Below are 12,163 nucleotides of genomic sequence, written 5' to 3' on the forward strand. Positions count from 1 at the left end.
AGTATAAAATGGGTATTCTTGAGGTAAATCAGATCAAAGCAAAACTTCATGAAAATTATGATAGTATTCTTGAATTGGGAGACTTGTCTTCTCAAAGAGGAGAGGAATTGGAAAGGAATTTTTTATCACGTGCTTTAGCAGCATATAGTATTAATATTCTTTATCCTCATTCAGATCAAACAGAAGTCGTGAAGTATATAGTCGATGGACCAGATGATAATGGGATTGATTTAATTTTCTACCATAAAGAAACTAATGAACTTTGTTTTACTCAGTCTAAGTTTAATAATAATGGCGACTCGGAACCCGATTTAGGTGAAATAAAAAAGTTTGTTACTGGGGTAAAAGACTTAATTAATGTTAAATTCGATAAGTTTAATGAAAAAGTAAATAATATGAATGATGAGATTACAGCATTTTTGAATAAAAGCGGATTGAGGTTTAAAATTATTCTTATTTATACCGCAATAAACTTGTCCACGCATGCTCGGCGTGAGTTTGAAGAGCTACTTGATGAATTAAATGATTTTAGACAAGTAGCTGAAGTAGAAATTATTAATCAAAAAAGAATCCATTCTTCTTTAAGTGATCTAAGCGTTGCTCGGAATATAGATGTAGAGGTTCAGCTAAAGCAATGGGGTCGTTATGAAGGTGAAATGGAATCTTTCTATGGACAAATTTCAGCTGATCAGTTAGCCGAGTGGTGGGAAAGTTACGGCAACGGTCTTTACGAATATAACCTTCGGAAGCTTTTGGGAACTACTGATATTAATAATGAAATGAAAGAGACGTTAGAAACTGAGCCCGAATTATTTTGGTATTATAATAATGGAGTCACTTTAGTTTGTGAGGAAGTTGATAAGAAACGAGTCTACGGAAATACAAGAGACTTAGGTTTATTTGAGTGTAAAGGAATCAGCATTGTGAATGGTGCTCAAACTGTGGGTGTCATTGGAAAATTTGGACAGTCCTCAGAAGAAAACAAAGAAACCTTAAGAGGTGTTTATCTTCCATTTAGAATTATTTCAATGCAAACAGTTGATGAAGAAGGCTTGCGGTATCTGGATGAAAATTTCGCATCAGAAGTTACCACTAAAAATAACAGACAAAACAAAATTGATAACAGGGATTTTGTGGTACTTGATCCAATACAGAAAACAATTGAGAATACTTTGGCGATTGATGGAATAACCTACCATTTAATGCGGGGCGAAGGAGAAGATATAAGTTCAAAAGACAGTTTCAATTTAAGGGAGGCAACCAGAGCCTTATCATTTGCTAAGGATATTGATGCCACAATATTAGTAAGTAGAGAAATTGGCGTTATTTACTCTGACTTAAATCATGCAAGATATAAAAAACTGTTTAACCCTGGTATAACAGGTTATTACGTTTGGAATTGTGTCCTCCTTCAAAGAAGGATTGAAGACTCTATTAATTCAACAATTAAACAATTAGGTGACACTGATAAGGCTATAATGATTCATGGGAAGGAGCTTGTCAGTAGGCTGATGTATGATCTAATAGGAACAAAAAATATTAGCAAGAACGAAATTGGTATAAAGGAGATCGAAGAAAAGATTGATTTTAAAGTCGAAGTTCAAAAAGTACTTGAATTAATTCTTCCTAATATTTTGACGTATGAAAAAAGTATTGTTAATATTTTCAAAAGCCCGAACGATATTAGATCGCTTTATGACAAGGTCTTTACACAGTTAGGTCATGGAAATCAAAAGATTGACACGCAACCTATAAACGATGGTGAGTTTGATGTCTCTGAAATTGAGTCATTACCTCGAATTGAACGTGTTGCCCTTATCAAATTTTACAACAAGATTAAAGAAGATGATTTAATAGCAAAAAAATTCTTTAAAAGATGGATCAAGGAGATTTACGACCCTCGCTATCATAATTTCACCTACAGTTCAAATATACAATTCTATTTTACGGACGAGGAAAAGCAAGCAAAGGAAAGATTTTTGTTCAGAATTGCTTATTACACAAAGCTAATTGTTTCTTTCGAGTTTAACGTATATGGTTCCCTATATAAAAGTATTCTTTTTGAACAATCAGATTTTGAAGAGTGGGCCAGAGAAAATACTGACTCTAAAGGTAGAGTTGTAATTAGTACTGTAGAAGATATTGAAAAAGTATTAGATATAGCTAAGCAATTTATTTTAACCAAAAGTCTGATCTAAGTTGGAATGAAAAGTCAATTCTAATTATTGCTCTTCATCTAAAAGGTGTTATTTTCTACTACTGAACTAAGCCACCTCCCCAAACATCCTGATTATTACAACCCGCCGAATTGTGGATTTCCGTGCTAGGTTCGTATGCCAAAATCCCTGTCCTAGAAAGGTTTTTAGCCAATTTTCACGACAGGGATTCATTGCCTCGCGATTCGATTGCTTGAATCCTTAATTGTGGTACTGTGGATGTTGTTACTAGATCGGAATGGCTTCCAGACAAGTTAGTGAGGGTGAAATAATAATGTTTATAAAATTTGTAGAGGCAGGATTATTCTTTTGCACCTTGGTTATTTCACTGGTGTTGTCGATTTTTCTTCATGAACTAGGGCACTATTTTGCATATCGTTACTATAAAGGAAATCCACATTTTGGCTATTACGGAAAATGGGCGAAAATAACAATTTTTGTTACCCCAATTTATGGCGACGACTTTTATTGGAATTTATATAATCGTGATCGAAAGAATGCTTGGAAAAAGCAAATTGTAATTAGTGGTTCTGGATTGTTTACTACGCTTCTAATTGCACTTACTACACTAGGTTCAGGGATATATCTTTTACTGTCAGAAAGTAAACCGTCTGAATTCCTAACTTTTATATTGATATCTGTTGGCTTTATAAACATATTTATATTTTTTGCGAATTTTCGCTCTATATCTTCTGATGGATATAAAATAATGATGGCGCTCAAATACCGTCAGACCTATTTAGAGCATATTGAGCAGATCGGTTATCAATTTACATTTGACAATTTGAAACCTGCGGTGGAAAAAATTCGCGCGAAGTACGATGAGTCTAATTGTTAGTTGGATTTGACAGTGCTTAGAGATTTAGAAATATGGATGCAGGTACACTAATTATAGAATTCAGTTACCTTGTGAGATGTATGGAAAATCGAAATAGATACTATATAGATGTAGATTATGCCACCTCTCCAAACCTCCTCAGCATTACAACCCGTCGAATTGTGGATTTGCCGTGCCACGGTTCGCCTCCATTTGAGTAAGACAAGAAAGCCATCAGCCCGTGATTCTGGTTGGTGGCTTTTTATTATGGCTCTAGTAATTGAGTTGAAAGGTTTTACACAACTTGTAGCTTAAAGGTGTCTCTAAGTGTTCTGGCTGCTTTTCTTTTCGAAAAAGTGTTGACACGGATAGAAAAGTATTATATCTTTATATCAAGATAAATAAATTAAAGATAAAAGCGATCATAAAATTTTGAATAGGGGGGTATATACATGATCACCATTTTAGAAAGAATTAATCAGCTTGCAAAAAAAGCAAAAGAAGTTGGGTTAACTGAAGTTGAAAAAACGGAACAAACGGATCTTCGTAAAGAATACCTTCAAATCTTTCGGGGCTCTGTACAAAGCATTCTCTTGAATGCTACGATCTATGATCCGAATGGAGATGATGTTACTCCTGAAAAACTTAGAAAAGAACAGGCACGAATCGCTAAACAATAGATTTAATTTTATCTAATATCTCTAATTTAATAATCTCTAAATAAATATAATATGGAGAGTGATTTTTATGTTGGCAAGTGGATTGTTATTGATACGTTTGGTGGTAGGATTGTTATTGGTGGGGCACGGAGCTCAGAAACTTTTTGGCTGGTTTGGCGGTTATGGTCCAAAAGGTACCGGCGGTTGGATGGAATCGATCGGCATTAAGCCCGGGGTGTTCATGGCAGTGGCTGCTGGGTTGATGGAATTGTTGGGAGGAGCTCTATTTGCTGTAGGATTGCTCACTCCACTGGCTGCATTGTTGATTACGGCGACTATGCTCGGAGCAATTTTCAAAGTACATGGCCAAAATGGGATCTGGGCAACGGCTAATGGCTATGAATATCCGCTAGTTCTTATTGCAGTTGTAATCGGTATTGCGTTGACAGGAGCAGGTTCATATTCCATTGATGCAATACTTAGATAAAACATGATGTTTAGGTCATTAAAAGTCATCAACAACAAAAAATAAAGGTTCCTACGATTAAAGGAGGGTTTCATATGTCACTTCAAACTACAGGTATCCATCATATTACTGCTTTTGCCGGTAATCCGCAGGAAAATGTCGACTTCTATGCCGGAGTCCTGGGACTTCGGTTAGTGAAGAAAACGATCAACTTCGATGCTCCTGAGGTTTACCACTTGTACTTTGGCAACGATGCAGGGAGTCCTGGAACGATCATTACCTTTTTTCCTGCACCAGGAACTCTCAAAGGGCGAATCGGAGGTGGCCAGGTGGGCATAACCTCGTATGTAGTACCCCCAGGTTCACTTGATTTTTGGCAGCATCGTTTGCAAAGCTTGGATATTCAAGTTACGAAAACGAGCCGTTTTTCTGAACAATATCTCCAATTCGAGGATAATGAGGGTTTACGTCTTGAGCTTGTTGAACGTGAAGAGGGAGCGAATAGTACTTGGTCTTACGGTGGCATTTCAGCCGATAAAGCAATTAAGGGGTTTGGAGGTGCCGTGCTATTTAGTGTCAATCCACAGAGAACGATGGATGCATTGGAGAGCATACTCGGATTTACGAAAATCGCTGAAGACGCCGAATATGCGCGTTATCAGTCCGTAGGAGAAATCGGCAACATCGTGGATGTCCCACTCGCCAAAATGGGTTTAGGCTTTGGTGGAGCAGGCACGGTACATCACATTGCATGGCGTGCAAAAGATTTCGAACAACATGAAGAATGGAGAAGCGCAGTCCAGCATTATGGCTATCAGCCGACTCCAATCATAGACCGCCAATATTTTAATGCTATATATTTCAGAGAAGCGGGCGGCATCCTATTTGAAATTGCTACAGATCCACCGGGATTTGCTAACGATGAACCTGCTGAATCTATGGGGCAGAAATTAATGCTACCAGAGTGGTATGAACCGCAACAGGCTCAAATCGAGGCGAATCTGCATCCTATTAAAGTGAGAACATTAACGGAAAAACAAAAGTAAGTAAAAGTTGCATACGACTCTTCCATAAGATAGCTTGCCGAGTTTGGCCTGCTCTCATATGGAGGAGTCTTTTTATTTCGGGAAAGATTCATGTGTCTCGGGACCTTCCGGCCTCTTGCTATTCCACCAGCTTTTCAGACTTCACTAGCATTTCTCGTAATACGTGAGCGACTCGACTTTTCCGGTTCGCTGCTTTCTTTTTTATCAAGTGTAATGACTTTTTGTATGCATGAGTATGGCTTTGATCGTAGAACTGTTTGGCTGCAATGTGTAGTGTTCTTCTTAATAACAGTGCTGATGAGCGTGTTAACCTAGAGCGGAATCCCCTGCGCAATACCCGCAACGTATTTTTGTAGGTCTCAAAATCCTCGGATGGAGGGATAAGGGCAAATAAATTTAACGAGGAGTCATGGAATCCGTAGGTTTCATACATGATTCTCAGATTTTCCGTATTTAACACGTTACCTCTAAGATAGGTTGGATGTTCCTGATGATATCCGACCACCTCTTTGATGCAATAAAAAGGAATCTTCAAGCGATGTAGTCTATAGCCAAGGTCCCAGTCCTCGAGTCCATAGAGCACAAACCGTTCATTGAAACCTCCAATACGAATCAAGTGACTGCGTTTGATGGCTACACAACGAGTAACCAGCAGCATCCAGGGGGCTACGTCCGTTGAGGCAAATTGTTTCTGCGTATTCGGAGGAACCCTTGTGGGACTAACTACTTTAGACAGTGCACCCGTTTGGTGAAGGATATCTTCTGGGGTTATGATCGGAGTAATTTCGTTTGCTGCTTCATAGTCAGCATTCCATAAGTTGGACTGCGTAAGTATGTTGCGACATTGTTCTTTTTCTTCAGGAGAAAAGTCAGGGTAATAATGGGTAAAAGCATCGTCCCACGAGTGAGGAATGCCTGAAAGCACGGACTTGGGATATTTACGGTGATAACGGCTCACGATCCTAATAAATTCCGGTAATACTACAAAGTCAGCGTCGCAGAAGATGATGTATAGCCCTCTTGCACGGCGCAGTCCCAAATTTCGAACGGCAGATCGACCGCGTTGTTCCTGATGTGACACATAGATAAGAGGATAGGATGCTTTGAAGTCTTCGACCATTTCTCTCGTTCCGTCTGTAGAACCGTCATCAGCTACAATGACTTCGAATAGTTGCTTTGGATAGGTTTGTGTCTCAAATGAAGCGAGTGTAAGCAACAATTGCTGGACTCGATTATAGGTTGGAATGATGACGCTGTAGCGGATAGCCAATATGATCTCCCCCCCACCATTTTTATTAGTGAACGTATGAACAAGATAAATAATAACAATGTATTCAAGGATTTTAGCCTGGTCTAGTCAAACATCCCTCAAGGTTCGAAACAGGCTTGGTCTTATCGCGGAAGTTAAGGTGGGAGTTCTGTATTTCCTGCTAATTTGCAGGTACGTTCAGTGGTGTTATGTATGTATAATCATGGTATTATGCATAGAGATGTAAAGTAAAAGCGCGGGCGTTTCCTATCCGCTGAAAGCCCACTCAGCATACAGAAACAAACATGAGATGAAATGGGCAAGTTATGGTAAACTATATGGAGTTATAGAAGACCTGAAAGAGGAGTACTATATGACACAATTTGTCTATAAGCAAATTATTGACGATCTCAAGATGAAAATCTTTGCTGGAAAGTTTGCAGATATGAGATTGCCAGATGAACGTAGTCTTAGTGAGACTTACCAGGTTAGTCGTAGTTCAATTAAACGTGCTCTGACTAAAATGGAGAATGTCGGAATTATTTTTAAAAAACAAGGTTCCGGGACATTTATTAATCCATTATACATAAGAAATGAATCTATCTTTAACTACGAAGGCTCTAATCTAGGAGTCACTGATAATTTTCAAATGCATGGTAAAAAGCCAAAAATCAAAGTACTGAGTTTTGGGGTCATTCCGCCAACAGAAGAATTACAGCGCGATTTGTTCTTGGAGACTCATGATTTTGTATACAAAATTGTCCGCTTACGTTTGTTTGATGATGATCCTTTTATGATTGAAACAGGCTATATCCCTATTAAAATTGTTCAGAATTTAAATCAGACTATTATCGAGGGGTCCATTTTTAATTATTTGGAAGACTCGCGGAACTTGGCCGTCACCAAATCTTTTTTATCCATTTTTGCAGAACCGTCCCAAGAGAATGATCAAAAGCTGCTACATTTAAATGAAAATGAGCCTGTAGGTATTATGGAAGGTGTGTTCTTTTTAGATAACGGTACGCCATTTGAGTTTTCTCATATGCGATTTCATTACAAATATTTAAAATTTAATACCTTTGTATCGGTTCACTAATGATAAGACTGGAGAATTCTCCGGTCTTTTTTTTATAATTTTGAGAAAAGGATTGGAGCCTGCGATTGCAACGGTTATTACAAATTTTATTGGTTTATACTTCTATATATTTTAATGTAAGAGCTTTTTTACTGTCTTTTTAATTTATATTTCATAGTATGTTCAAAATTTCACAAAATTGGACCGTATCACTTGTGAAAAAGGTTGAATTTAATCGGCGCGGCGTTATGATGTACATGTAGATGAAATTTCCGGAAATAAATTACAAACAATACTACTTAGGGAGTGGACACCATGTCATTATCACCCGTGTTAGCAGATTATTCATCTAAAACATATTTAGAAAAACTTGATGCATATTGGCGTGCAACGAACTACATTTCGGTAGGTCAGCTTTATTTAAAAGATAATCCTTTGTTGAGAGAGCCTTTAAAAGATTCAGATGTGAAGGTTAAGCCTATTGGACACTGGGGCACAATTCCAGGACAAAACTTTATTTATGCACATCTAAATCGTGTTATTAATAAATATGATTTGAACATGCTTTACATTGAGGGCCCTGGTCACGGCGGTCAGGTTATGGTTTCAAATTCATATCTGGATGGAAGTTACACCGAAATCTATCCGCAAATTACGCAAGATATCCCAGGTATGAAGAAATTGTTCAAACAATTCTCTTTCCCTGGCGGTATTGCTTCACATGCTGCTCCTGAAACACCTGGATCTATCCATGAAGGTGGAGAATTAGGCTACTCCCTTTCTCATGGTGTAGGTGCCATTCTGGATAATCCTGATCTGATTTCGGCTGTTGTTATTGGTGATGGCGAAGCTGAAACGGGTCCACTAGCCGCTTCGTGGTTCTCTAACAGATTTATCAACCCGATCACGGATGGTGCAGTGCTGCCAATCTTGCACTTGAATGGCTTTAAGATTAGTAACCCAACGATTATGTCTCGTCAATCGAAAGAAGAATTGACCTCATACTTTAAAGGTTTGGGCTGGGAGCCATTCTTTGTTGAAGGTGAAAATCCGGATCACATGCATCCAGAAATGGCGAAAGTATTGGATACGGCCATCGAGAAAATTGAAGCTATTCAAAAGAATGCGCGTGAAAATAATGATCTTACTCGTCCAGCGTGGCCGATGATTGTATTCCGTTCACCTAAAGGCTGGACGGGTCCAAAGGAATGGGACAACGTGCCGAATACAAATTCATTCCGTGCCCATCAGGTTCCAATTCCGGTTGATCAAAAAAATATGCAGCACGCACCTGCTTTGTTAGAATGGTTGAATAGCTACAGACCAGAGGAATTGTTCGACGAAAACGGTCGTTTAAACTCTGAGCTTGCTGAAATTCTGCCCACAGGCGATAAACGTATGGGAATGAACCCTGTTGCGAATGCGGGGAACCTCATTAAAGACTTGAAATTGCCGGATTTCCGTAACTATGCGCTGGATAATTCCGTACCTGGTAAAGTGATTGCGCAAGATATGTCGGTTTTAGGGAAATACGTTAAAGATGTGGTTGTCTTAAATGAACAAAATCGTAATTTCAGAATCTTCGGACCGGATGAAACAATGTCTAATCGCTTGGCTCCTGTTTTTGAAGTAACCAAACGCCAATGGATGGACCAAATTATTGAACCTAATGATGAATTCTTATCATCCTATGGTCGTGTAATTGATTCTCAATTATCCGAACACCAAGCTGAAGGATTGCTAGAAGGTTATGTGTTAACTGGTCGTCATGGTTTCTTTGCAAGTTACGAAGCTTTCCTGCGTGTGGTTGACTCAATGATCACCCAACACTTTAAGTGGCTGCGTAAAGCAACGGATCAAGGATGGCGTGCAGATATCCCATCATTGAATGTCGTAGCAACTTCAACGGTGTTCCAACAGGATCATAATGGGTATACACACCAAGATCCAGGTTTGTTAGGTCATTTGGCTGATAAAAAACCGGAATTTATTCGGGAGTATCTGCCAGCGGATGCCAATTCCTTGTTGGCTGTTTTCGACACCATTTTAAACGACCGTCAAAAGATCAATTTGATTGTTTCGTCCAAACACCCACGTCCACAATGGTTTAGTGCTGATGAAGCGAAAGAATTGGTGGATAAAGGGTTGAAGATCATTGACTGGGCAAGTACAGATCAAGGTGGAGAACCTGACCTTGTCATTGCTTCTGCTGGCACAGAACCAACGATTGAAAGTTTAGCTGCAATTTCTATTTTGCATGAAAAACTGCCTGAATTGAAGATTCGGTACATCAACGTGGTAGATTTGCTGAAACTGAGAAGTCAAAAGCTAGACCCGCGTGGATTATCTGACGCCGAGTTTGATCATTTTTTCACAAAGGATAAACCAGTAGTTTTCGCTTTCCATGGTTACGAAGGTCTGATCAAAGATTTGTTCTTTGATCGTCACAATCATAATTTACGTGTACATGGTTACCGTGAGAACGGCGATATTACGACACCATTTGATATGCGTGTATTGAATCAAATGGATCGTTTTGACTTAGTGAAGGAAGCTGTTCTCAACTTACCTGACGCTGGGAAGTACACCAACATTGTGGATGAAATGGATGCTACGGTTAAGAAACATCATCAATTCATTCGCGAAGAGGGCATTGACTTGCCAGAGGTAGAGAACTGGGTATGGAAAGGCTTGAAATAAAAATTAAGACGCTTCAACTTTGTGTTGGACAACCAAGCAATTCAGCATGAAGTGGAATATATGATTTGGTAGCGGTATACGAGTGCCTGACTCCTTGAATTCAAGTATGATTTCAACGGGGATCAGGCACTTTTTGATGTAGCATACAGAGAATTTAATAGGAAAGTCACGAACTGGTGGGTAATAAGTATAGGAGGAACCGAGTCATTTGCTGTATTTTTCTGAGCATTAAAGGTGTTGCGGTATAAGAGAATAGTAAAGGAGGCTGTTAATATGAACGATCCAATTCCGGAGAAGGTATTGAATGATGGCACTAAGGTGCCCGTCATTGGATTTGGGACTGCTGGATTGAAGGGTGCAGATGGAGTCAAGGCAATTACCAGCGCGATTGATGCAGGTTACCGTCTGATCGACACAGCGTTCAACTATGAAAATGAGGGTGCTGTCGGGAAAGCGGTCCAGCAGAGCTCTGTGCCCAGAGAAGAATTGTTGATTTGCTCCAAACTACCAGGTCGCCGACATGCTTACCAAGAAGCCATTGTAACGATCGAAGAGTCATTATATAGAGGAGGTCTGGACTATTATGATCTGTACCTAATCCATTGGCCGAATCCCCAAATTGATCGATATGTTGAAGCCTGGCAGGCGTTAATTGAGGCGAAGAAAAGGGGCTATATCCGTTCCATTGGGGTGTGCAATTTCTTGCCCGAGCATAATGAACGTTTAATTCGGGAAACAGGTGTCACGCCGAGCTTAAATCAAGTTGAATTGCACCCATTATTTAATCAGGAACATCAGCGTGCAAAAGATGCTGAACAGGGCATCGTGACGGAATCGTGGAGCCCCTTGGGTCGTGGTCACAGTATGCTGGAGAATGAAGAGATTGGGAAAATTGCTGCTGCTCATGGTAAAACGAATACACAAGCGATTTTACGTTGGCATATCCAACTTGGAGCAATCCCGATCCCGAAGGCCTCTTCTTTAAAACACCAAACGGAGAATTTGGATATTTTTGATTTTGAGTTGTCTCCAGAGGAAATGAACATGATTTCGGCATTTAGCAGTGAGGATGGACGGATCTGGGGGCAGGACCCCAAGTCCTATGAAGAACTATAATCAGGAACAATAAAATAAAGGGGTTCAAAAATCTGTAGCGGGTTTTTGGACCCTTTGCTTTTATCATAAAACGAACACACATCCGAAAGTGATCAGTGGGTCAGTATATAGAGCTATAATGAACATTTTTTACTGGATTTGATGTATGATATGGTGGAATGTAGTCCTTTCGAAGGAGGTCATCATGGGAATTTTGTCGAGGTTTAGGGATATTATGAAAATGAATGTTAACGCCTTAATGGATAAGGTGGGAGATCCGGAGAAAACCATTGACGATTATATGCGGAATTTGAACAGTGATCTAGGCAAGGTGAAAGCGGAGACGGTATCAGTATTGGCTGATGAGAGAAGGGCGAAAAGAGCACTGGATGAATGCAAAGCCGGGATCAAAAAGCTCCAGCATTATGCCAGTAAGTCTGTGGAAGCTGGTAATGAAGAGGAAGCTCGAAAGTTTCTGGAGAGAAAAGGTTTGCAAGCGGAGAAATTGGAACAATTACAAACGTCCTATGATGTAGCTTCGACAAACGCCGTAAATATGAAGATAATGCAGGAGAAGTTGGTGTCCGATATGGGGCAACTAGAAGCGCGGCACGCTGAACTTAAAGGGAAGATGGCGGTTGCCAAAGCACAGCAAACCTTGAATTCTATAGGTAGCAAGAATTCTGCTTTTGAGGTTATGGAAGAGCAGGTGAACAGAGCGTATGATGAGGCGATGGCTATAGCTGAGCTTCGGGCAGGAACGAAGGACGACCTGGATGCTTTATTTGCACAATACAAGAAGAGTACGAATACAGAAGATGAATAACAAGTATCTACATG

At 39.6% G+C, this 12,163-nt stretch carries 10 protein-coding genes; 9 read left to right on the forward strand and 1 reads right to left on the reverse strand.

Translation table 11 applies throughout. The annotated features are described in order from the left end of the window. The first annotated feature begins 8 nt into the window (after window positions 1-8). From ACYCS5_RS15920 to ACYCS5_RS15940, 5 genes are all read left to right on the forward strand, one after another. Window positions 9-2,198 (forward strand): AIPR family protein, encoded by a 2,190-nt coding sequence (locus ACYCS5_RS15920; protein ID WP_341071491.1) that lies wholly within the window; start codon window positions 9-11, stop codon window positions 2,196-2,198. Window positions 2,199-2,454: 256 nt separating this feature from the next. Continuing rightward, on the forward strand, window positions 2,455-3,054 hold the full coding sequence (locus tag ACYCS5_RS15925; protein ID WP_459759764.1) for a hypothetical protein: 600 nt from the start codon (window positions 2,455-2,457) through the stop codon (window positions 3,052-3,054). A gap of 431 nt (window positions 3,055-3,485) precedes the next feature. Next, complete coding sequence (locus ACYCS5_RS15930; protein ID WP_449292501.1) at window positions 3,486-3,713, forward strand: DUF896 domain-containing protein; 228 nt, start codon at window positions 3,486-3,488, stop codon at window positions 3,711-3,713. 67 nt (window positions 3,714-3,780) lie between these two features. Next, on the forward strand, window positions 3,781-4,179 hold the full coding sequence (locus ACYCS5_RS15935) for a DoxX family protein (protein ID WP_029516933.1): 399 nt from the start codon (window positions 3,781-3,783) through the stop codon (window positions 4,177-4,179). 74 nt (window positions 4,180-4,253) lie between these two features. Beyond that, window positions 4,254-5,204 carry a ring-cleaving dioxygenase gene (locus ACYCS5_RS15940; RefSeq protein WP_459759765.1) on the forward strand — a complete coding sequence of 317 codons (951 nt, stop codon included), beginning with the start codon at window positions 4,254-4,256 and terminating at the stop codon, window positions 5,202-5,204. A gap of 118 nt (window positions 5,205-5,322) precedes the next feature. On the opposite strand, the gene ACYCS5_RS15945 is transcribed toward ACYCS5_RS15940, so the two are convergent. Then, window positions 5,323-6,474, reverse strand: a complete 1,152-nt coding sequence (locus ACYCS5_RS15945; protein WP_459759766.1) for a glycosyltransferase — start codon at window positions 6,472-6,474, stop codon at window positions 5,323-5,325. Window positions 6,475-6,826: 352 nt separating this feature from the next. Here ACYCS5_RS15945 and ACYCS5_RS15950 point away from each other — a divergent pair, with 352 nt between their 5' ends. The 4 genes from ACYCS5_RS15950 (at window position 6,827) to ACYCS5_RS15965 (ending at window position 12,149) form a co-directional block, all read left to right on the forward strand. Next, complete coding sequence (locus ACYCS5_RS15950; protein ID WP_459759767.1) at window positions 6,827-7,549, forward strand: GntR family transcriptional regulator; 723 nt, start codon at window positions 6,827-6,829, stop codon at window positions 7,547-7,549. Window positions 7,550-7,843: 294 nt separating this feature from the next. Continuing rightward, window positions 7,844-10,228 (forward strand): phosphoketolase family protein, encoded by a 2,385-nt coding sequence (locus ACYCS5_RS15955; protein ID WP_069010176.1) that lies wholly within the window; start codon window positions 7,844-7,846, stop codon window positions 10,226-10,228. A gap of 273 nt (window positions 10,229-10,501) precedes the next feature. Next, on the forward strand, window positions 10,502-11,344 hold the full coding sequence (locus tag ACYCS5_RS15960; RefSeq protein WP_340884011.1) for an aldo/keto reductase: 843 nt from the start codon (window positions 10,502-10,504) through the stop codon (window positions 11,342-11,344). A 184-nt stretch (window positions 11,345-11,528) separates the two neighbouring features. After that, a complete protein-coding gene (locus tag ACYCS5_RS15965; protein ID WP_340884012.1) occupies window positions 11,529-12,149 on the forward strand; it encodes a PspA/IM30 family protein in 621 nt (206 codons plus the stop codon). Window positions 12,150-12,163: the final 14 nt, after the last annotated feature.

This window comes from Paenibacillus sp. SEL3 (assembly GCF_054602585.1).